Raw genomic sequence first — 21,849 nt, 5'->3', positions numbered from 1 at the left:
GTAGGTTATGAGTAACGATATTAGTACCAGTTCATCCTATTTAGACTCTATTACTTGGCAAGACAAACAAGTAGCAACAGCTGATGAGGAAAGTGACGCGTTAACGCAAGAAGACTTTTTCTCTTTGTTAACTCAGCAATTATCGTATCAAGATCCCAGTAACCCTGCGGATAATGATCAAATGATTGCACAAATGACTAATTTTACGATGGCGCAAGGCATTACTGATTTAAACACAAACTTTGAATCTTTAGCTTCATCAATGACCTCTAACTCTGCTTTGCAAGCTTCAACACTTGTAGGTAAGCAGGCGCTATTAGAGTCTAACACTTTAGATTTGAACGAAACAGGTGATGCTAAAGGGTCTGCAGTTGCAGAAGCCGCGGTTGATAATTTAAAAATTAAGGTAACTGATGCGTCAGGTCAATTAGTGAAAACAATTGATATGGGCTCTCAGCCTGCTGGAGCGGTTCGTTTTACTTGGGATGGTACAAACGAAGACGGTGAGCGCTTACCTGAAGGTGAATACACTGTATCAGCTGAAGGAAGTACCGACGGTGAATTTTCAAGCTTACCAATAGCGACATTTAAGAACATTGAAAGCGTTAATATAAATGGCTCAAGCGGCATTATTATTAACACTAAAGAAGGCGCGGTTAGACTGACAGATGTTGCAGAAATCGCATAATAAATTTAGTATTTTTTGCCTGCCAGCAGGCCACATATTTAAAGGTTAGAGGTGAATTATGAGCTTCAATATTGCATTAACCGGCCTTGCTGCCGCACAAAAAGATTTAGACGTAACAGCAAATAATATTGCAAACGTTAACACAACAGGCTTTAAAGAATCACGTGCTGAGTTTGCTGATGTATATGCATCATCAGTATTTAGCGCAGGCAAAACTAAAAATGGTGATGGTGTACAAACCACTATGGTTGCACAACAGTTTCATCAGGGATCGTTGCAATTTACTAATAACTCATTAGATTTAGCGATTACGGGTGAAGGTTATTTTGCGATGACTGATGATATTTCATCGCAAGATTTAACATACACACGTGCGGGCGCATTTAAGCTTAACCAAGATAATTTTATGGTAGATGCTAAAGGTAATTATTTACAAGCCTTTCCAGTTGATTCGTCAACAGGCGATACAACATCGGTAAGCTTAAGTACAACTAACCCAATACAAATTCCAGATTCGTCGGGTTCACCCCGAGCGACAGAAAACGTATTTTTATCGTTTAACTTAGATGCAACTGCAGATCCAACGGGTATAGATTTTGACCCTACATCAAATGGTACGTACAACTCGTCTACATCAACAACTGTATATGATTCATTAGGTGAGCCACATATTTTACAATACTTTTTTGTTAAAGAAGAAGATGCCGCTTCAGGTGGGACAGACAACAGCTGGGAAGTATATGCCACTCTTGATGGTAAAGTTGTTGATGGTACATCGGGCGCAGAACAAACTACCACGCCATATACACCTATCACTACACTAGGTTTCGACTCAAGCGGTTTACCTGCTACAACCGGTGGCGTGGCAAACACGAACTTAACAACGTTTGACGAAATAAACCTACCAGCAGGTGCAGGCACTGGGCTATCGACGATGCTTGATAACGGTGCAACATTTCCTAGCACAGGTATTGAGCTGAACTGGCGTGATGAAAATAACACCGCTGGTCGTATTCCTACTCAGTACTCGAGTGGTTTTGAAGTAAAAGCACTTGATCAAGATGGCTCAACAGTAGGTCGTTTAGCGGGTATTGATATTGGCACCGATGGTAAACTTGTTGCTTCATACAGTAATGGCGATTCAACTTACCTAGGTCAAGTTGCTATGGTTCGCTTCCCTAATTCACAAGGTTTATCGCAAGTAGGCGATACAAGTTGGAAGCAAAGTATTGACTCTGGAGAGCCTGTTGCAGGTGAAGCAGGATCAGGTACTTTTGGTAGCATTAATTCCTCTGCACTTGAGCAATCAAATACAAACTTGACTAACGAGCTTGTAGATTTGATTACAGCCCAACGAAACTACCAGGCTAACTCACGTGCGCTTGAAGTTAACTCAACCATTCAGCAAAGTATTTTGCAGATTCGATAAGTTAAATTTAATTCAAATAGGCTGCATTTTTGCAGCCTTTTTTATGATCTCCTGTATAAAACCTTCCTGTTTATTGCGTCAATTTTAATCTGGCATCTATTTTGCATTTATCAATTCAGAGATTTTTATGTGAGTCGATACTATGGACAAAATGGTCTACATTGCCGCCTCTGGCGCTAAGCAAAGCCTGCAGGGGCTTGCGCTTAAAGCCAATAATTTGGCGAATGCAAATACAACTGGCTTTAAAGCTGACTTTGCTCAGGCGCGCTCTATGCAAGCGTTTGGCGAAGGTTTGCCGACACGTGTATTTTCAATGCAAGAGCGCCCAGGCTCAAACATGGTATCGGGTGGCATAATACAAACCGGACGCGATTTAGATATTGCGATGAGCGATAACGCTTGGCTTGCAGTACAAGATGCATCGGGCAACGAAGCTTACACAAAAGTAGGTACGCTTAATATCACAGCGCAAGGCATGTTAGTAACAAGTCATGGTCGTCAAGTAATTGGCGAGGGTGGCCCTGTTATTTTACCTGTACCGGTCGAAAAAATTGGTTTTAGTGAAGATGGTGCCATTCAAGTACGCCCACAGGGTGCACCGGCTAACTTCTTAGAAGAAGTTGACACGCTAAGAGTTGTAGAAGCTAACAGCTCGCAACTTGAAAAAGGTAACGATGGTTTATTTAGGCCTGTAGCAGGGCAAGCTGTTGATACCTCTGCAAATGTAAAAGTATTAAGTGGTTCGCTTGAAATGTCTAATGTGAACCCTGTTCACGAAATGGTCGACATGATAAGTCACCAGCGTCAATTTGAATTACAAGTAAAACTAATGAAAACAGCTGAAGAAATTGATGAACGTCAAGATCAGCTCATGCGCATAGTTTAACTTTAAAATGAGGGCATAATTATGAATCCAGCATTGTGGATCAGTAAAACAGGGCTAGACGCTCAACAAACCGATATATCGGTTATTTCAAATAACTTAGCGAATGCCAGCACTGTAGGTTACAAAAAAAGCCGCGCTATATTTGAAGACTTACTCTATCAAAATATTAATCAACCGGGTGGTCGTTCATCGCAAGATACCGAAATGCCGTCAGGTTTAATGTTAGGTGCGGGTGCTAAGGTGGTTGCCAACCAAAAAGAGTTTACTCAAGGTAATATGCTAACTACCGAGAACTCTTTAGATTGGATGATTTCTGGCGAAGGTTTTTTTGAAGTACTTCAGCCAGATGGCAATATTGCCTACTCACGCAATGGCCAATTTACAACAGATGGCGATGGACGAATTGTAACCTCTGGAGCTGGCTACGTAATTCAGCCAGAGATGAATGTACCAGATGACGCACAATCAATAACCGTTTCACAAGATGGTGAAGTATCGGTACGTGTTGCAGGTCAAGCCGATAATGTGGTTATTGGGCAGTTAACAATTAGTGACTTTATTAATCCATCAGGTCTTGAGCCAATTGGACAAAATCTTTATACCGAAACTGCTGTAAGTGGTGCACCGGTGCAAGGTAACCCAGGAGTTGAAGGGCTTGGAAGTATTATTCAAGGTTCGCTTGAAACATCAAACGTAAATGTAACTGAAGAGCTGGTTAATCTAATTGAAACGCAGCGTATTTACGAGATGAACTCGAAGGTTATCTCGGCCGTTGACGAAATGATGAGTTACATTAATCAACAGCTTTAAAGAGTAAGGGGACTTTTATGCGTAAAATTTTATTTATTTCAGCAGGTGCTTTATTTTTAAGTGGCTGTATGTCTACGCAAAATAGTGAAGTAGTACAAGACGATCCGTACTATGCACCTATGTACCCAGAGCCTGTCGTAGAGCCCCTGGTAGCAACTGGGTCTTTATTTAATACTCATACTTCTAACGATTTATATTCAGACAAAAAAGCACTGCGCACTGGCGATATAATTACGGTTAAACTTGAAGAGTCTACCCAAGCGACTAAAGCCGCTAAAACAGAAACAGATAAAGAAACTGACGCAAGTCTCGATCCCGTAATAGGCTTAGGTGGTTTACCTGTAAATATTGGTGGTGACAGTATTCAGTTTGGTATTGGCAGCGATTCATCGTTTACGGGTGATTCTAAATCAAACCAATCTAACAGTTTAGTAGGCGATATTTCGGTAAATGTTATGCGTGTTTTACCAAATGGTAATTTAGTTATTCGTGGCGAAAAATGGCTAACCTTAAATACCGGTGAAGAATTTATTAGGCTCGAAGGCTTAGTTCGCCCGCAAGATGTAAGTGCCGATAACACAGTAGAGTCTAATCGCATTGCAAATGCTCGTATTCAGTACTCGGGTAAAGGTCAAACACAAGAATCGCAAAGTCCAGGTTGGCTTACACGCTTCTTTAGCAGTTCGCTGTTTCCATTTTAGAGGGTAGCAACATGAAGAGCCTAAAAGCTTTATGTTTAGTCGTTTTACTAAGCTTGCAGTTTACTGCGAGCGCCGAGCGCATTAAAGACGTGTCTATGGTCGAAGGCGTAAGGTCTAACCAATTAGTTGGTTATGGTTTAGTTGTTGGCCTACCTGGCACTGGAGAGCAAAACTCATATACGCAACAAAGCTTCAGAGGCATGCTAAATAGTTTTGGTATTACGCTTCCTTCTACGCAAAGTCCTAAAATTAAAAATGTAGCTGCAGTAGCTGTTCATGCTGAGTTACCCGCTTTTAGAAAACCAGGGCAAACAATTGACATCACTGTATCGTCTATTGGTAGTGCAGGTAGTTTACGTGGTGGTACGTTGCTGCAAACCTTCTTAAAAGGGGTAGATGGCAATGTGTACGCAATTGCACAAGGTAGCTTAATTGTCGGTGGTTTAGGCGCCCAAGGGCTTGATGGCAGTAAAGTTGTAATTAATACACCTACAGTTGGCAGAGTGCCAAATGGTGCTACTGTAGAGCGCGCCGTAGAAAGCCCGTTTATGCAAGGTGATTACATTACTTTTAATTTAAATCGCCCAGACTTCACAACTGCTAAACGCTTAGAAAAAACGATTAACGATTTAGTGGGCCCTAATAGCGCACAAGCACTTGATGCTGCTTCTATAAGAGTTTTAGCGCCGCGGGATGCTTCGCAGCGTGTGTCTTACTTATCTACGCTTGAAAACCTTGAGTTTAAACCCGCTGATACAGCAGCAAAAATTATTGTTAATTCGCGAACAGGTACCATTGTTATTGGTAAAAACGTAAAGCTTCAGCCAGCGGCAATTACGCATGGTGGCTTAACTGTAACAATTGCAGAGCAACAAAATGTCTCTCAACCAAATCCGCTAGCAAACGGCGATACTGTTGTCACGCAGCAAAGCATTATTGATGTAAGCCAAGATGACTCTCGTGCGTTTGTTTTTAACCCGGGCGTTAGTCTTGACGATTTAGTGCGTGCAATAAACGAAGTAGGTGCAGCGCCTGGCGATTTAATGGCTATTTTAGAAGCCCTAAAAGAAGCGGGGGCCATTAACGGTCAGCTTGTTGTTATTTAATTAGTTGCAGGTTGTTACTCCTTCCAAATAAAGCTTAAGTGTACAAAAGGGTCTTAAGCTTTTTATTGTTTCCCCTTCTTTGGCTCAATTTTTGCATTTGTTAAAGCATTATTCATTTTTGTGTCAAAAAGCTGATGGAAACAAATCACCTCGATAAGCAAAACTTTTTTGATTTAAGTAATTTAAATACATTACGTCAAGACGCTTTAAACAGCGGTGATGCATCAACTGATGCCTCAAAAGCTGCGCTTAAAAAAGCGGCTGCACAATTTGAAGCTATTTTTACGCAAATGCTGCTAAAAGGAATGCGCAAAGCAAATGAAGCTTTCGAAGACGAAGACAGTCCTTTTAATTCAAGTGGTGTAAAGTTTTTTGAAGAAATGCACGATCAGCAACTTTCCTCTGAGCTTTCATCAAACGGCTCTCTAGGTTTAGCTGATTTAATAGTGCAGCAGCTTTCGCCAGAAGCAGATAACTTTATGCCCGGTTCAGTGCTAAGAACAACAAATGACTTTTTTAGTGACAAGCGTGCTGGGTCAACACTTGCGCATGAGGAAAACGAGCAACAAGCAGCTGCTATTGATAGTACTCAAGCCAATATTAATGAGCCTAAAGCGAGTAGCACTAATTTTGAAACAGCAGAGCAGTTTGTAAGCTCAGTGTGGGAACACGCTAAAACTGCAGCACAAAAAATTGGCTTAAACCCAGCTGTAATGGTGGCTCAGGCCGCCCTTGAAACGGGTTGGGGTAAGCACATCATTAGTAAAAGTGATGGTGGCAGTTCAAATAACTTATTTAATATTAAGTCAGATAAAAGCTGGGAAGGCGACAAAGCAAGTAAAGTAACACTTGAGTTTGAGCAAGGTACAGCTGTTAAAAAACAAGCAAGCTTTAGAGCCTACGATTCTATTAAAGATAGCGTAAACGACTTTGTTGATTTTTTAACGCAAAACCCACGTTACGAAGAAGCACTACAAAATACCGCAAAGCCAAATGAATTTTTAGATTCACTACAAAAAGCAGGCTACGCAACCGATCCTAATTACGCGAGTAAAATAAAAAAAGTGCTAAATAGCAGTGAGCTTAAAAATATTGCAACAAGCGCGTTTGCCCAAGGAGTGAAGTAATATGTCGTTTAGTTTATTAAATATTGCCAGTGCAGGTGTTAGAGCAAGCTCTGAGCTGTTGCAAACGACCAGTAAAAATATCACCAATGTAAACACCGAAGGCTATGTTCGTGAGCGCACCGAGTTTACAACTATGGTTGATAACCAAGTCGGACGTGGTGAAACATATCGATTACTAAACGAGTTTGCCCAATCACAATTAAACCGCGACACCTCTAATAAATCATTTTTTGATCAGTTTGTTACAGAGGCAAATCGAGTAGATACTATTTTTTCTGAAGAGTCGAATAACTTATCAACGGGTATAAACTCACTATTTAACAACGTGCAAGAGGCATTAAACCAGCCTTCTTCATCTGTTGCTCGCTCATTGGTAATGACCGATGCGCAAAGCTTAGTTGATCAAATGGATAGGCTTTCAGGCATTGTGCTTGAGCAACAAAGCATAGTGAACGAACAACTCGAGATTTTTTCTGATGAGGCAAATTCATTAATTCAAAATATTAATACGCTAAACCAAGAAATAGCGGTAGTAAACGGAACAAATAACGCATCAGATGCAAGCTCTATTTACAATCAACGAGATTTAGCAATTCGTGAGCTATCAGAATTAGTTGATATAGAAACTCTTGATGGCCCAAATGGCGAAAAGCTTGTATTTATGGGCTCTGGCGAGTCTTTAGTTATGGAGAACGGTACTTTTAACTTGTTTTCACTGTCGGGCGACCCGGATCCTAATTTTAAAGAACTCACACTTGACGTAAATGGCGGCAAAGCTGTGCCGCTAGAAATAGATTCAAGTAAATTAAAAGGCAAAATTGGCGGCTTACTCGCATTTAGAGATGACATCTTAGTACCAGCACAAAACCAAATAGGCCAAATGGGATTGGCAATTGCTGATGCGTTTAACGAACAAAATAAATTGGGTATGGATGCTAACGGCGAGTTAGGCGGTGATATATTTAATATACCTACCGTCGGCGCTTATGCGTATAAAGATAATAGCGGTGGTGTTACTAATATGACAGCCACAGTAGAACCCGGCAAAGGCAGTGAATTACCGGCTAGTGACTTTATTATTACCTACACCGCCAATGCGGATGAAGTAAGTATTCAACCCATCGACAATAAAGGTGAACCAGTTGGCAGCGCTTCTTTAGCGACAATACCAGCGTCAGGTGTTATTAACTCAGACGACATTACAACTGGAGAGTCATTTGGTTTACAAATTAATGTTACAGGAAGTGGTGTTGAAGGCGATCAGTTTCAAATTAAATTAAACTCAGAAGCCGCTACCAGTATTACACTTGCTACCAGTCGCGGTGAAGACCTAGCGCTTGCTTCACCAATTCGTACAGCAAATAGTATCGACAATACAAGTACAGCAACTATTTCAGCAGGAGAGGTAACAAGTGTTACCTCAGGTGGTTTTACTTCGGCGCCAGGCTTAACAAACGGTGAAATAACCTTAGTTAAAACAGGCACTGCAAACGAATACCAAATTACAGATGCAAGTGGTACTTCAACATTTACTATTACGCCTCCGGCTGAAGGTATGCTCGCCCAAGCAGGCGCACCTTTTGACAGCTATGGCTTTGACTTTGACATTGAAGGCACGCCAGCCACTGGAGATACGTTTACTCTTGAATTTAATGAAGGCGGCTTTGATGATAACCGTAATGGTTTAAAACTAGCTGATTTACAAAATGGCGAATTAGTTCGTAAAAATGTAGTAACTACAGCCACTGCCGACAATCACGACACATTTAATCAGGCCTATTCAGGCTTAGTGAGTGATATTGGCGTAGTAACCGGTCAAGCAATTACCAGTGCAAGTGCATTTGATGCGCTAGCTCAGCAATCAGAAGCGTGGTATGAGTCGCTCTCGGGTGTAAACCTAGATGAAGAGGCCGCTAATTTACTGCGTTTTCAGCAATCATATTCAGCATCAGCACAAGTATTGGCTGCAGCTCAAGAAATTTTTGACACCTTATTAAGTGCGGCGAGGTAATTATGCGTTTATCAAATAACTTAATGTACCAAAATAATATAAATAAAATACTCGACAACCAGCAAAGTGTTGCTAATGCACAAGAGCAAGTAACGACAGGGGAGAAGTATTTAACGACCTCAGAAGCGCCTGCTGCTATTTCGCAAGGGATGCTGTATTCAAATAAAATACAAACAAACGAGCAGCATTCTAAAAATATTGACCAATTAAATGGTCGCCTAGAAACTGAAGAGACCATCTTACAAAGTATAAATACTAATATTCAACAAGCACAAGAGCTGACTATTCAAGCAGGTAATGGTGCTTATACACAAGATGATTTAGAGTCTATTGCCGCCGAATTGAGTGAAATACAGAAAACACTCGTCAATTTAATGAATACTCGCTCAGAAGACGGTAAGTTTATTTTTTCAGGCTACCAAGACAGTACTCAACCTTACCAATTTGATTCTACTGCGGGTGAATATACTTATAACGGAGATCAAGGCCAGCATGTAATTACCATTGCTGAAGGCGTAAGTATTAAATCTAGCGATAACGGTTTTGATACGTTCGAGAAAACTGATGCACGCTTGAATGTTGCGTCAAATACAGCGACAGTTTCGGGTTCTATTACAGCGGCAAGTGTTTATGTTGATGGCCAAACTGAGTTTGATAACTTCCATCAAGCAAATTACAACGCAGACCCAACAGCCTCAGCGACTGCAAATACATATAGTGTACTTGTAAGCCCCGGTGCTACGGCTGATGATCCCCAAACTTACGAAATATATAGAGATGGTGCTCCACTAACACCAACAGTAACGGATGAAGTTACTGATGAACCGATCGATTTTGCCGGTATGAAAATTGAATTTGAAGGCACAGCACCTGGTCAGCTTGATTTCAGCCTTGAAAAGCCAGGCAAAGAAAATGTACTTAATACCTTGCAATCGCTTATTACAGGTTTAAATGACGGCACACTTGAGGGTGATGACTTTCAGCAAGTATTAGCCGATGGTTTAGTTCAATTACAAAACGCCAGCGAGCAAGTTGTATTTACGCAAGCAAGTTTAGGTGGGCGTATGAATGCACTTGAAAGAGTTAGCGACTCTAACCTTGCACAAGATATACAAAATAAAAGTAATCTATCTGACTTAGTAGAAGTAGATATGGCAGAAGCTATTAGTGAACTCACTAAACAAGAAACCGCACTGCAAGCATCACAAGCGACGTTTGGCCGTTTAACTAATCTTTCTTTGTTTGATTACTTATAAACTGATTATAAGCAGAAATACCTTGCCGCTTTAGTTAATACAAAGCGGCAAAACCTCCCTGAAAATAGCGGCAATAAATTGTCGTCACTCCCGCTAAATAGATAACTTATTATTAACGTTTGATGTTTTTATTGAAAACACTTTAAAAACAATTGGTTATATTAATTTAAAAGTTGGCACAGTAAATGCTTTTCTAATAGTAAGAAATTATCGAATAGTGGTTCCTGTTAAAACGTGTTGAACCACACTCTGTTTAAACCTAGGAGATGGTAAAATGGCATTAACAGTAAATACTAATGTGTCGTCACTAAACGCACAACGTAACTTAACTAAATCTGGCGAAGGTTTAGCAACCTCAATGGAGCGTTTATCATCAGGTATGCGTATTAATAGCGCTAAAGATGATGCGGCAGGCCTGCAAATTTCAAACCGCTTAACCTCACAAATTAATGGTTTATCAGTTGCTCAGCGTAATGCCAATGATGGTATCTCAATGGCGCAAACCGCTGAAGGTGCAATGAGTGAGTCAACTAACATACTTCAGCGTATGCGTGAACTTGCTCTGCAATCAGCGAATGGTTCAAACTCAGCAGAAGACCGCGAAGCGCTGCAAAAAGAAGTATCAGCACTTCAGGTTGAGTTAACACGTATTGCAGATACAACCTCATTTGGTGGTCAGCAATTACTTGATGGCAGTTACGGTAGTAAGGCGTTCCAAGTCGGTGCTAACGCTAACGAAACTATTAATGTATCATTATCAAGTGTTGCAGCTGAAAAAATTGGCTCAAACCAATTAAACCTACAAGGTATCGCTAACACAGGCTTTGGTACCGCCGCAGCTGCTGGAGCAACAGCACCCGCTAACTCAGTTGCTACTGGGGTGTATACTATTTCAGGTCGAGAAGACTCAGCTGTAAATATCGAAGCAGGAACAAGTGCAAAAGGTGCGGCAGCTAAAATAAATCAAATGTCCGGTACAACAGGGGTAACAGCCCAAGCTAGAACAGAGGCTGTACTTAATATAGGTGGTGCAGCTACCGTTGCTGATGAAATCGTAAGCTTTGAACTAAATGGCGAAAAAGTATCATTTGTTGCAACTGCTAATGCTGATAGTGACGAACAAGCAATGGCTGAAGCTATAAATGCGCGTACTGATGAGCACGGAGTTACAGCTGTAATAGAAAATGGCGTACTAACTATCTCTAATAACCAAGGCGAAGACGTAGTAATCGAAGATTTTGAAACTACTGATGCTACAGGTGCAGCGATTGCTGCTACTTTAGATGTTACCGCAGCATCTTATGATGGTAACCCAGATACCGCAGTAACACTTACAAGTGGTACTGCTACAGATTCAACACGAGTAATGGGGAGTATCCAGCTTAATTCTGCAGAAGTGTTTACTGCTACTGCAAATAATACATCATTAGCTGCTACTATTAACGAGACTACCAGTAAGCTTGAAGATGCAGCTGACATTGATGTGACCACTCAAAAAGGGTCCCAAGATGCGTTATCTGTTATTGATAATGCAATCGCCAATATTGATGCGCAAAGAGCTGGCTTAGGTGCAGTTCAAAACCGATTTAGCTTTACAATTAACAACCTTGCCAACATTGAAGAAAATGTATCGGCATCACGTAGTCGTATTCAAGATACAGATTTTGCTACGGAAACTGCTGAAATGACTAAAAACCAAATACTGCAGCAGGCGGGTACGTCAATCCTCTCGCAAGCGAACCAGGTTCCACAAGCAGCTATTAGCTTATTAGGTGGTTAGTAACGAACAGTATTCTTAAACTGCTAATATAAAGCACACCTTTTAAGGTGTGCTTTTTAGTCTTTGACTATAAATAGCACGCTGTACGTGAATGAAAAATTTTTTATGGGGTAATTTTTTATTTTTTCATGGGGTGATTTTTATTATTTCCTTTAAAATTATTCACTTAGATTTGTTTTGTGAATAACTTTAAAAATAAATCAAAATAACGCTAAAGATAAATTTTCTCCTGCCGTTAACTTAACCAGTACAGAGCTTGAACATACAATTGTGACAGCTCTTGGTTAAATCTAAACAGTCACATTACGAAAGTAATCAGGAGTTTTATTATGATTTCAGTAAATACAAATGTATCTTCATTAAACGCTCAGCGTAACCTATCTACTTCAGGTTCTGACCTTGCAACGTCAATGGAGCGTTTATCATCAGGCATGCGTATCAACAGCGCAAAAGATGATGCGGCAGGCCTACAAATTTCAAACCGTTTAACTTCACAAGTAAATGGTTTAGCAGTAGCACAACGTAACGCTAACGACGGTATCTCAATGGCACAAACAGCTGAAGGTGCTATGAGTGAATCAACAAGCATTTTACAACGCATGCGTGAGCTAGCACTACAATCTGCTAACGGCTCAAACTCAACTGAAGACCGTGAGTCACTTCAAAAGGAAGTCTCTGCATTACAAACAGAACTTACTCGTATCGCTGATACAACATCATTTGGTGGTCAACAACTTTTAGACGGTAGCTTTGGTTCTAAGTCATTCCAAATTGGTGCTAACTCTAACGAAACAATTAATGTTTCCCTGTCGAGTGTAGCAGCAGAAAAAATTGGTTCTAATCAAGTAAACTTACAATCTGCAGCGGCTGATGGCTTTGGTCAAGCTGCAGCTGCAACAGCCGCTTTAGCTGATAGTGCTGTTGCTGGTGGTACATATGACATTTCTGGACGTAATGACGCTCAGGTAACTATTGAAGCTGGTGCGAGCGCTGAAGATGCTGCGGCTGCAATTAATAGTGTTACGAGCTCTACAGGTGTTACGGCTCAAGCACGAACAGAAGCTGGTTTGTCTCTTTCAGGTCTAGCGGGTGCAGATGATGTAGTTAGTTTTGAGCTTAATGGCGAAAAGCTATCATTTGTTGGTACTGGCACTAAAGCTGGTGATGAGCAAGCACTAGCTGAGGCTATTAACAGTGCTACTGATGATACCGGTGTTACTGCAACAATTGAAAATGGTGCTCTTTCTGTATCAAACAATAACGGCGCAGATATTACATTTGCAGATTTAACCGACAGCAATGCTACACCAACAGTTGCACTTGACGTTACACCTGAAGGTTATGATGGCGCTGCTGGTACAGCGGTAACAATAAATGACGCAGCTGGTGCAACCAGGGTATCGGGTGCTGTTCAGTTGAACTCTTCAGAGACATTTAGTGTAGACGCAAGTGATGCTTCTTTAGCGGCAGGAACAGACCCTGTAACCAGTAAATTAAATGATGTTGCAGATATTAATATTACAAGCCAAAAAGACTCACAAGATGCGTTAGCAATTATTGATAATGCTATTGCAAATATCGATTCACAACGTGCAAGCTTAGGTGCGGTTCAAAATCGTTTTGACCATACTATTAGCAATTTGTCTAACATCTCTGAAAACGTATCTGCTTCACGTAGCCGTATTCAAGATACTGACTTTGCAACTGAAACTGCAGAGATGACGAAAAACCAAATCTTGCAACAAGCGGGTACGTCAATCTTATCGCAAGCGAATCAGTTACCACAAACAGCACTTAGCTTATTAGGTTAATAAGTAAAACGTTATAGCTTAATGGGTAGCTAGCTAGTACAAAAAGTCAGTATTAGTTTTAAAAAACAAGGAGGTGGCTTTAGCTACCTCCTTTTGTGGTTTAAGGGTATAAATTAAGCTATTGTTAGTCTAATAAGTATACAATTTCGGCAATATTAGGAGGCGTTATGAACACCATTACTTCAAACGCAGAAGTTACTATAGCATCAACATCTTTAACTGGTGAAGATAAACAAATAGGGCAGGCTGGCTCAGTATTGACTCAGCGAGCTGTTGATGACGTAAATAAAACGGATGAACAAGGCCCACAAAATCAGTTAAGCAACCAATACGCACAACAAGGAACTGAGACTAATAGTTCGCCAAACCAACAGCTTGAGCGTGAACAGCTTGAAAAAGTGGCGCAACAATTGCAAGACTTTATGGGTGAAATGAATCGCAGTCTACAATTTCAAGTTGACGAAGATTCAGGGCGTGATGTAATTAAAATACTAGATAAAACCAGTGGTGATGTAATTAAGCAATACCCTTCGGAAGAGGTATTAAGTTTAGTGTCAAAGCTTTCTGAATCTGCGGGTATTTTAATAGACCAAACCGTTTAGTCGACGTATCGTTGATATATTATTAGTTAAATTTTTTGAGTATAAAGAGGTGAAGTATGTCTATTTCGTTTAATGGCTTAGGCTCTGGCTTAGCTGTATCAGACATAGTTGATGCATTAGTTAACGCTGAGCAGGCTCCTGCTGAGGCTCGCCTAAATACTCAAGAGAGCACTTTAACTACTGATATTTCTGCTGTAGGGGCTTTAAAGTCTGCACTACAGCAAGTGCAAACAGCAATGGAAGCGTTAGGTGATTCAGATAATTACCAAAAACGCAGTACGTCAGGCAATGATGATTTCATCTCTATTAGCGCTGATGAAGACGCACAGCCAGGTGGTTATTCTGTAGAGGTTAATAACCTTGCTACGGAGCATAAAATACTTTCTGAAGCCTTTGATGCTGACGCTGCTGTGGGTGAAGGTACAATGACTCTTAGCTCGGGCGACAACAGCTTTGATATTGAAGTATCAGACACTGCTACTTTGAGTGAAATTAGAGATGCAATTAACGACAGCAGCGATAACGATAGTATAAACGCAACAATAATAACGGATGATACAGGCCAGCATCTAGTTCTTTCAGCTAAAGAGAGTGGCTTAGAGAACGAGATTAAAGTAGAAGTAACGGATACTGACGGCAATAACACCGATACCAACGGGCTATCTCGTTTAGCTTTTGACTCTGCAGGTGTGCAAAATGCATCTGAAATTATTGCTGCAACCGATGCATCCATTACCATTGATGGCTCACTCACAGTTAGTAGTTCCTCAAATACGTTTACTGATGTTATAGATGGTATAACAATCACCGCTAAAAAAGCACATGACACTGATGATGATTTAAGTGATATATCAGTAACCGAAAATAACAATAATATTCAATCAGGCTTAAATAACTTTATTTCCAGCTATAACGAACTACTTGAGCTTAGTAATACCCTCGGTGCTTCAAGTGAAGATGGCGCTGGTGTAATGGCCGGCGATTCGTTATTGCGTGGTGTAATGTCTAAATTAAGAGAGCAGATTACCGACTCTGTGGATTTAGGAAATGGTAACTCATTGTCACTTTCTCAGCTGGGCGTTGAAACAGATCGTTATGGTGTTTTAACGCTAAATACTGAAACACTCGATGAGCAAATAGACGCTAATGTAAATTTAGTACAACAGTTTTTTGTAGGCACTGATGAAGATGGTTTTGCCCAATCATTTGACGAACTTATGAGTTTTTATACCGACACCGACGGTATTATTCAGAATCGTATTGATAGTAAAACAAATCAACTAGATGATATTGATGATCAGCGTGAAAGCTTAACAAGTAAAATGGAGTCGCTTTCTTCTCGATTATACGCTCAATATAATGCTATGGATTTACTGGTAGCGAGCCTAAACTCAACTAGTAGCTATGTGCAAGCTCAGCTTGAAAATATGCCAGGTGTAGTGAGTAATAACTCTTAACTCTTAATACTTATTATGAGCACAAAAAAACCGTTTAAAAACGGTTTTTTTATGCCTGCTATTTACGTTAATTAATATGTAAGTAATTAAATCGACTTGTATGCTGAAATTGCTTTCCCCGATTTTTTTTGCTTAATGATAGCTTTTGATGATTCATTTTTTTTAGCCATTGCTTGCTTGTTAATCGTGTTTATAGCAGCTTGTATAGCCTCTAATTCTTGAGCATTTGGCGGAGTATCACTTTCGCACCAGCTTTTAAGCTCAATATTTAAAGTATCCATAATTGGTTTAGCTTCTTCAGCTTTATTGCTTTGTACTAATGATTCAATATTATTAAGCAACTCACCAATTTGCTCTGCTTTAGCTGAAAGGCTTTGACCCATAGCATTATACCGCAGGATTGCGTTGATCTGCTGGAATACTATCCCAACCTTCTTTTATTTCTTTAATGATGCTTGAAACTTCAACAACTGCTTCAATATCATTATTTATATTAGCTTGCGTTAATTTGCGCTGGCAGTAGGCGTATAGCGCCAATAAATTATCAGAAATACTAGGATCTTGTTCTACTTCTAAGTTAAGCGCATCTTGCAGTGCACCTAATAATAAAATGCATGCTGAGAGGTTTTCGCCTTTTTTTTCTATTTCTTTGCGTTCAATAAAACCCTTAGTAGCAGCTAAGCGACCAATAATATTACTAAAAATAAGGTTTATTTGTTCATACGGCGCCATTTCTGCAATGTTACTTGCACGAACTTGGCTGTATTTTTTCAGTGAGACATGTGCCATGGGAAAATCCTAAAATTTAACTACTAAAATTATGTAAAACTTATATCAAAACAAAAGCAATATTAATGCCAAGCATTTTACATTTGTATAGTTATCGGCATTGTTACTTTCAACTTAAGTAAATAATAGCTTATATATTTTGTATATTGGGTAATTTGTACTTTAAAATTTTTAGTTAGCTTTTATATAAGGTTTTTATAAATTGATACTTAATGATTAATTCTTAAGTATGATTGATTTTGCTAGTCCGTCTGTTTTTTGGCGTTTATGTCAAAAAACTGCCGCTATCGCTTGCATCCACGCTGAACTGGCTTACAATTTAACTAATTAAATGAATTAGTGAAAGTACGGCTCGCTAACTATGATCTTGATTTTAGATAATAATAACAATCGCTCAATAGGATTAAACGCATCACTTACCTTTATAGGTGAGGCTGTACAATTGCTAGATGAGTCTAGCTTTGAGCAAATATGCAGTAAGTATCAGCAGCAAGAATGCATAGTAATCTTAGGTGCATTGCAAAGCTTAGATCACGAAAGCTTAATTAAACGCTACCCAACACTCCCTTTTTTATTAATTGGTGAAACACTTAAGCCACTACTAAGCATTGCAAATGTTGTAGGCTTAATTTGTGAGCCTTTCAATCACGAAGTAACCACGCAATTGCTGCACGATTGCCAGCAATATCAGCGTATGTTACCAACGGACCATAAAGGCCATAAACCTCATAAAGCATTTGATGGTTTAGTAGGTGAAACTGATGCAGTTAAAGACGTACGCTTTTTAATTGAGCAAGTGGCTAAAACCGATGCAAACGTGCTTATTTTAGGTGAGTCGGGCACAGGTAAAGAGGTTGTTGCGCGCAACGTGCACTTATTGTCTAAGCGTAATACAGGGCCATTTGTGCCGGTTAACTGTGGTGCAATACCTGGGGAGTTGCTTGAAAGTGAGTTGTTTGGGCACGAAAAAGGGGCGTTTACAGGGGCTATATCGGCGCGTAAAGGACGTTTTGAACTTGCTCAAGGTGGTACACTGTTTTTAGATGAAATAGGTGATATGCCTCTGCAAATGCAAGTTAAGTTACTAAGGGTGTTGCAAGAGCGCAGCTACGAGAGAGTGGGTGGCACAAAAGCCATACAGGCTGATGTGCGGGTTATTGCCGCTACTCATCGTAACCTCGAAAACATGATAGAAGAGGGGAGTTTTAGAGAAGATTTATATTATCGCTTGAATGTATTTCCTATTGAAAACCCTTCCCTGAGTGAGCGCGCTGATGACATTCCACTGCTATTAAAAGAGTTAATGCGCCGTGTTAATGAGCAAAGTGGCACCACCGCTAAATTTACAGAACGCGCGGTTGAGAGCTTAAAAGAACATGCGTGGCCAGGCAATATTCGTGAGCTTGCTAATTTAGTTGAGCGTATGGTTATTATGTTTCCTGAAAAGGTGGTGGATGTACCTGATTTACCAAATAAATATCGTTACATAGAAGTTGATGCCTACGAGCCAGAGTACCCAGAAGAGCTTTTAGAAAAAGATGCCTTTAACGATATTTTTAGCACTGGTTTTAGTGATTATGACTCTGAACCCGAAGCTGAATTTAATCAACAAGGCAGTGGATTACTACCTGATGATGGTATTGAGCTTAAAGACTATTTAGCAGAGCTTGAAATTAGCTTAATTACCCAAGCACTTGAACGCTTTGATTATGTTGTGGCACGCGCCGCGGAAATATTAGGTGTAAGGCGTACAACGCTCGTCGAAAAAATGAAAAAGTATAACTTGTCGCGAGACTAATCATTCCTAAAAGACAAAATACTTTTTATACTCATTGTAAGCTATCACTTTACGGGTTTTGCCCATTACGCATGCAAGTTTGCGTTTACAAGATAAACGCAAACTTGAACCTTGGCGGTAGACGCCGAGCTTGCTCGCTTGAAAAGCGCAGCTTTTAATTACTTAAACACGCATCTTAAAAACGAAGGCAAATGAGAAACCATAGTTAACTTACACGTTACTTCTCTAAAGCGAAGCGTCTCTTACCCTCTTTGTGAACAGATCACTTTTATGGTTATAAGACACTTATTCACCAAAAGCCTTAATAATTTCTTCTTTTCTAAAACAATCATTACTATGGTCGTTAACCATACCGCATGCCTGCATATGTGCGTATACCGTTGTAGGGCCTAAAAACTTAAAACCACGCTTTTTTAAATCTTTTGCAAACGCGGTAGATACCTCTGAAATTGCAGGGTAGTCATCAATGTTATTTAAATTACTAATAATTGGCTTATTGCCTACAAACTGCCATTGGTAATGACTAAAGCTACCAAACTCTTTTTGAATTTCTATAAATCGTTTAGCGTTATTTACAGTTGCTGCAATTTTTAAGCGGTTACGCACAATACCTTCATCAAGCATGAGTCGCTCAATGTCATCAGCTGTAAATTTAGCTACTTTGTGCACATCAAAATTAGCAAATGCTTTTTTGTAGCCTTCACGCTTTTTTAAAATGGTGTACCAACTTAAACCCGCTTGCGCCGACTCTAGCGTAATAAATTCAAATAGTTTTGTATCATCATAAAGTGGCACGCCCCATTCTTCATCGTGATAAATAACGTAGTCTGGTTTAGTGGTGTCGAGCCACGGACAACGGCACTTTTTTTGCTCACTCATTATGATCCCTTTTAGTGTGCGTCATTTTTATGTCGCTTAAATTAGTGTCTAACTTAATGAAAAATATATAAATAAAATTTGGTATAAATTGTGCATTTAGCCCTGTATCTACATCAATTCGAGATTTGATTATGGCTCTTGCAAGCGTGTTAAAACCACAGTTTATTTCTGCAAATCAGTATAACCCATGTTTACTTCAAGAGGAGTACATTGGTGAGTTAAGCGATCTGCGTAAGCAAGCAAGCTGGCTTTCGCATTTAGTAGACACTATGCCCGCAGGTGTGGTGGTACTAGATGGCAAAGGTATGATAGCGAAAGCGAATCAAATAGCGATAGATATGCTTGGTGAGCCACTAGAGGGTGAGAAGTGGTTTAATGTGATTCAGCGCTCTTTTCGCCCGCATCAAGATGATGGGCACGAAGTGTCGCTTAAAGATGGTCGTTTAATAAAGCTTGATATAACCGCACTCGCTCCAGAGCCTGGCCAGCTTATATTAATGACCGATTTAACAGAAACCCGCCGATTGCAGAAAAGGGTTGCTCATATGCAGCGTTTAAGTGCGCTGGGTAAAATGGTTGCTTCATTGGCGCATCAGGTCCGTACGCCACTTTCTGCGGCTATGTTATACGCTGCTAATTTAGGCTCAAAACGCTTACCAGAAGCCTCTCGTGATAACTTTCAAACTAAATTAATGTCGCGATTAAAAGACTTAGAAACCCAAGTTAACGACATGCTGCTATTTGCAAAAAGTGGTGATCAGCAGGTTGTTGAGCAAGTTTCTATGCAGCAGTTATTAACAGAGGTTAAAACGGGCGCTGACGCTATGGTAGCCCTAAATAACAGTGAGCTAGATGTAAGCCTACCTGAGCCCGATATACAAATTGTGGGTAATAAAACTGCACTTGCGAGCGCGATTCAAAATTTAGTGCATAACAGTATTCAAGTTATTGGTAATGGCGCAGCGGTAAAAATAACGGCGCAAACAGATTCACACGACCCAAATATGGTACGAATTAGTGTTAGTGATAATGGCCCAGGCGTTGATTTAAGCCAAGGCGATAAGATATTTGAGCCATTTTTTACTACAAAAAGCCAAGGTACAGGTTTAGGGCTTGCGGTTGTAAGTTCGGTGGCTAATGCGCATCAAGGTCGTGTTGACGTGGCTAATAATGAACACGGGGGAGCCTGCTTTAGTTTGTTACTTCCCATTAAAACAACATCTAAATTAGAGGAATCATCATGAGTAACACTATTTTAGTTGTCGAGGATGATGCGGGCTTACGCGAAGCCTTAATTGATACGCTTGAAATGTCGGGTATTGAATGTGTTGCTGCAAATAGTGCAGAGCAGGCAATGCTATTACTTAAAAAAGAGCCATTTTCGTTAGTGGTAAGCGACGTTCAAATGGGCGCAATGAGTGGCCTTGATTTACTGCGTAGTATTAAATTAAATCACCCTGATTTACCCGTATTGATGATGACCGCTTATGCAACAATTGATGATGCAGTAGAGGCAATGCGCTTAGGGGCTATTGATTACATGGCAAAACCATTTGCCCCTGAAGTACTATTAAACATGGTGAGCCGTTACTTACCTGAAAAACCTAAAGACACCGATGGCCCCATTGTTGCCGATCCAACGAGTATTCAGCTCCTAGAGCTGGCAAGTAAAGTTGCGCGCTCTGATGCAAGTGTTATGGTGCTTGGCCCTAGTGGCTCAGGTAAAGAAGTATTAGCACGCTATATTCATGATAAATCAAGCCGCTGCAATGAGCCTTTTGTAGCAATTAATTGTGCAGCAATACCTGAAAATATGCTTGAAGCAACCTTGTTTGGCTATGAAAAAGGCGCCTTTACAGGGGCTATTCAAGCGTGTCCTGGTAAATTTGAACAAGCACAAGGCGGCACTATTTTACTTGATGAAATAACCGAAATGGATTTAGGCCTACAGGCTAAATTATTACGCGTTTTACAAGAGCGCGAAGTAGAGCGTTTAGGTGGCCGTAAAACAATTCAGTTAAATGTACGTGTACTTGCAACAAGTAACCGCGATTTAAAAGAAGCAGTGGCTGATAATCAATTCCGAGAAGATTTATATTACAGACTAAATGTATTTCCGCTTATGTGGCGACCTTTGTGCGAGCGCCCTGGTGATATAATTGTGCTAGCTAAACACTTAATAGAGCGCCACATAGCTAAAAGCAAAGAGCCAATGGCGTATTTAGATAGCGTGGCCGAGCAAAAGTTACTTGCGCATGCGTGGCCTGGCAATGTGCGCGAACTTGATAACGTGATCCAACGTGCACTTATACTGCGAAGTGGCGATACAATAAATGAGCATGCAATTTTTATTGAAAATTTAGCACCGAGCAACTTTGTTATTCCACAGCCTGAAAAAAGTGAATTGGTAGAGAAAAAGTCACTCAGTACTGCTTATTACGATCAGCAAAGTGCTGATGTAATTCCTCAACAAGATTTGCCAACACCAGATACCGGCAGCTACAAAGACGAACTAAAAGATAAAGAGCATCGAATAATTTTAGAAACGTTAGCGCGTTGCCAAGGTAAGCGAAAAGATGTAGCCGAAACACTCGGTATTAGTCCGCGTACTTTACGTTATAAATTAGCGCAAATGCGCGACTTAGGTATTTCACTTCCTGCATAGCTTCCTATAAACCCTAAATTCGTACTGCGAATTTAGGGTTGTCAAAACTCTGAC

General features: G+C 40.2%; 19 protein-coding genes. 16 read left to right on the top strand and 3 right to left on the bottom strand.

The window, feature by feature from the left end; translation table 11 throughout:
- Positions 1–7 precede the first annotated feature (7 nt).
- The 13 genes from CWC11_RS02910 (at position 8) to fliD (ending at position 15,664) form a co-directional block, all read left to right on the top strand.
- A complete protein-coding gene (locus tag CWC11_RS02910) occupies positions 8–688 on the top strand; it encodes a flagellar hook assembly protein FlgD (protein ID WP_138681481.1) in 681 nt (226 codons plus the stop codon).
- 58 nt (positions 689–746) lie between these two features.
- The gene (gene flgE / locus CWC11_RS02905) at positions 747–2,117 is read left to right on the top strand and encodes a flagellar hook protein FlgE (protein WP_138681480.1); all 1,371 of its coding nucleotides are present in this window, start codon (positions 747–749) and stop codon (positions 2,115–2,117) included.
- Between the two features lie 142 nt (positions 2,118–2,259).
- Positions 2,260–3,003 carry a flagellar basal-body rod protein FlgF gene (gene flgF / locus CWC11_RS02900; RefSeq protein ID WP_104643126.1) on the top strand — a complete coding sequence of 248 codons (744 nt, stop codon included), beginning with the start codon at positions 2,260–2,262 and terminating at the stop codon, positions 3,001–3,003.
- 21 nt (positions 3,004–3,024) lie between these two features.
- A complete protein-coding gene (gene flgG / locus CWC11_RS02895; RefSeq protein WP_002959420.1) occupies positions 3,025–3,813 on the top strand; it encodes a flagellar basal-body rod protein FlgG in 789 nt (262 codons plus the stop codon).
- Positions 3,814–3,830: 17 nt separating this feature from the next.
- Positions 3,831–4,514 (top strand): flagellar basal body L-ring protein FlgH, encoded by a 684-nt coding sequence (gene flgH / locus CWC11_RS02890; protein ID WP_104643125.1) that lies wholly within the window; start codon positions 3,831–3,833, stop codon positions 4,512–4,514.
- 11 nt (positions 4,515–4,525) lie between these two features.
- Positions 4,526–5,620, top strand: coding sequence for a flagellar basal body P-ring protein FlgI (locus CWC11_RS02885; RefSeq protein ID WP_138681479.1), 1,095 nt, complete (start codon positions 4,526–4,528; stop codon positions 5,618–5,620).
- 134 nt (positions 5,621–5,754) lie between these two features.
- Positions 5,755–6,747 (top strand): flagellar assembly peptidoglycan hydrolase FlgJ, encoded by a 993-nt coding sequence (gene flgJ, locus CWC11_RS02880; RefSeq protein WP_138681478.1) that lies wholly within the window; start codon positions 5,755–5,757, stop codon positions 6,745–6,747.
- 1 nt (position 6,748) lies between these two features.
- Positions 6,749–8,758, top strand: a complete 2,010-nt coding sequence (gene flgK, locus CWC11_RS02875) for a flagellar hook-associated protein FlgK (protein ID WP_138681477.1) — start codon at positions 6,749–6,751, stop codon at positions 8,756–8,758.
- 2 nt (positions 8,759–8,760) lie between these two features.
- A complete protein-coding gene (gene flgL, locus CWC11_RS02870; protein WP_138681476.1) occupies positions 8,761–10,014 on the top strand; it encodes a flagellar hook-associated protein FlgL in 1,254 nt (417 codons plus the stop codon).
- A gap of 274 nt (positions 10,015–10,288) precedes the next feature.
- Positions 10,289–11,794, top strand: coding sequence for a flagellin (locus tag CWC11_RS02865; RefSeq protein WP_138681475.1), 1,506 nt, complete (start codon positions 10,289–10,291; stop codon positions 11,792–11,794).
- A gap of 326 nt (positions 11,795–12,120) precedes the next feature.
- A complete protein-coding gene (locus CWC11_RS02860; RefSeq protein WP_138681474.1) occupies positions 12,121–13,605 on the top strand; it encodes a flagellin in 1,485 nt (494 codons plus the stop codon).
- Positions 13,606–13,772: 167 nt separating this feature from the next.
- Complete coding sequence (locus CWC11_RS02855) at positions 13,773–14,207, top strand: flagellar protein FlaG (RefSeq protein ID WP_138681473.1); 435 nt, start codon at positions 13,773–13,775, stop codon at positions 14,205–14,207.
- Between the two features lie 56 nt (positions 14,208–14,263).
- Positions 14,264–15,664, top strand: a complete 1,401-nt coding sequence (fliD, locus tag CWC11_RS02850) for a flagellar filament capping protein FliD (protein ID WP_138681472.1) — start codon at positions 14,264–14,266, stop codon at positions 15,662–15,664.
- A gap of 86 nt (positions 15,665–15,750) precedes the next feature.
- Here the strand turns inward: fliD and CWC11_RS02845 are convergent, their stop codons facing one another.
- Positions 15,751–16,047: a hypothetical protein gene (locus CWC11_RS02845; protein WP_138681471.1), complete on the bottom strand. Its 297-nt coding sequence runs from the start codon at positions 16,045–16,047 to the stop codon at positions 15,751–15,753.
- 4 nt (positions 16,048–16,051) lie between these two features.
- On the bottom strand, positions 16,052–16,453 hold the full coding sequence (gene fliS, locus CWC11_RS02840; protein ID WP_138681470.1) for a flagellar export chaperone FliS: 402 nt from the start codon (positions 16,451–16,453) through the stop codon (positions 16,052–16,054).
- A gap of 361 nt (positions 16,454–16,814) precedes the next feature.
- Between fliS and CWC11_RS02835 the strand changes: the two genes are divergently transcribed.
- Entirely contained in the window at positions 16,815–18,251 is a 1,437-nt protein-coding gene (locus tag CWC11_RS02835) for a sigma-54 dependent transcriptional regulator (RefSeq protein ID WP_138681469.1), read from the top strand.
- 285 nt (positions 18,252–18,536) lie between these two features.
- Here CWC11_RS02835 and CWC11_RS02830 read toward each other — a convergent pair whose 3' ends face one another.
- Entirely contained in the window at positions 18,537–19,130 is a 594-nt protein-coding gene (locus CWC11_RS02830; RefSeq protein ID WP_138681468.1) for a DNA-3-methyladenine glycosylase I, read from the bottom strand.
- A gap of 131 nt (positions 19,131–19,261) precedes the next feature.
- Here CWC11_RS02830 and CWC11_RS02825 point away from each other — a divergent pair, with 131 nt between their 5' ends.
- Both CWC11_RS02825 and CWC11_RS02820 read left to right on the top strand, forming a co-directional pair.
- Complete coding sequence (locus CWC11_RS02825) at positions 19,262–20,374, top strand: sensor histidine kinase (protein WP_104643114.1); 1,113 nt, start codon at positions 19,262–19,264, stop codon at positions 20,372–20,374.
- Positions 20,371–21,795: a sigma-54-dependent transcriptional regulator gene (locus tag CWC11_RS02820; protein ID WP_138681467.1), complete on the top strand. Its 1,425-nt coding sequence runs from the start codon at positions 20,371–20,373 to the stop codon at positions 21,793–21,795. The genes CWC11_RS02825 and CWC11_RS02820 overlap by 4 nt, the downstream gene beginning before the upstream one ends.
- Positions 21,796–21,849: the final 54 nt, after the last annotated feature.

The organism is Pseudoalteromonas sp. S3178 (genome assembly GCF_005886985.1).
GTDB classification, from domain to species: Bacteria; Pseudomonadota; Gammaproteobacteria; order Enterobacterales; family Alteromonadaceae; genus Pseudoalteromonas; species Pseudoalteromonas carrageenovora.
This window is presented reverse-complemented; position numbering and strand designations above follow the sequence as displayed.

Bases quoted from the DNA above. Each gene is read 5' to 3' on its own strand.
- flgE (WP_138681480.1), top strand. From the start codon at position 747: ATGAGCTTCAATATTGCATTAACCGGCCTTGCTGCCGCACAAAAAGAT.
- CWC11_RS02825 (WP_104643114.1), top strand. From the start codon at position 19,262: ATGGCTCTTGCAAGCGTGTTAAAACCACAGTTTATTTCTGCAAATCAG.
- flgF (WP_104643126.1), top strand. From the start codon at position 2,260: ATGGACAAAATGGTCTACATTGCCGCCTCTGGCGCTAAGCAAAGCCTG.
- CWC11_RS02835 (WP_138681469.1), top strand. From the start codon at position 16,815: ATGATCTTGATTTTAGATAATAATAACAATCGCTCAATAGGATTAAAC.
- CWC11_RS02910 (WP_138681481.1), top strand. From the start codon at position 8: ATGAGTAACGATATTAGTACCAGTTCATCCTATTTAGACTCTATTACT.
- flgJ (WP_138681478.1), top strand. From the start codon at position 5,755: ATGGAAACAAATCACCTCGATAAGCAAAACTTTTTTGATTTAAGTAAT.
- flgH (WP_104643125.1), top strand. From the start codon at position 3,831: ATGCGTAAAATTTTATTTATTTCAGCAGGTGCTTTATTTTTAAGTGGC.
- CWC11_RS02865 (WP_138681475.1), top strand. From the start codon at position 10,289: ATGGCATTAACAGTAAATACTAATGTGTCGTCACTAAACGCACAACGT.
- CWC11_RS02855 (WP_138681473.1), top strand. From the start codon at position 13,773: ATGAACACCATTACTTCAAACGCAGAAGTTACTATAGCATCAACATCT.
- flgK (WP_138681477.1), top strand. From the start codon at position 6,749: ATGTCGTTTAGTTTATTAAATATTGCCAGTGCAGGTGTTAGAGCAAGC.
- CWC11_RS02820 (WP_138681467.1), top strand. From the start codon at position 20,371: ATGAGTAACACTATTTTAGTTGTCGAGGATGATGCGGGCTTACGCGAA.
- flgG (WP_002959420.1), top strand. From the start codon at position 3,025: ATGAATCCAGCATTGTGGATCAGTAAAACAGGGCTAGACGCTCAACAA.
- CWC11_RS02845 (WP_138681471.1), bottom strand. From the start codon at position 16,047: ATGGGTCAAAGCCTTTCAGCTAAAGCAGAGCAAATTGGTGAGTTGCTT.
- fliD (WP_138681472.1), top strand. From the start codon at position 14,264: ATGTCTATTTCGTTTAATGGCTTAGGCTCTGGCTTAGCTGTATCAGAC.
- CWC11_RS02830 (WP_138681468.1), bottom strand. From the start codon at position 19,130: ATGAGTGAGCAAAAAAAGTGCCGTTGTCCGTGGCTCGACACCACTAAA.
- CWC11_RS02885 (WP_138681479.1), top strand. From the start codon at position 4,526: ATGAAGAGCCTAAAAGCTTTATGTTTAGTCGTTTTACTAAGCTTGCAG.
- flgL (WP_138681476.1), top strand. From the start codon at position 8,761: ATGCGTTTATCAAATAACTTAATGTACCAAAATAATATAAATAAAATA.
- fliS (WP_138681470.1), bottom strand. From the start codon at position 16,453: ATGGCACATGTCTCACTGAAAAAATACAGCCAAGTTCGTGCAAGTAAC.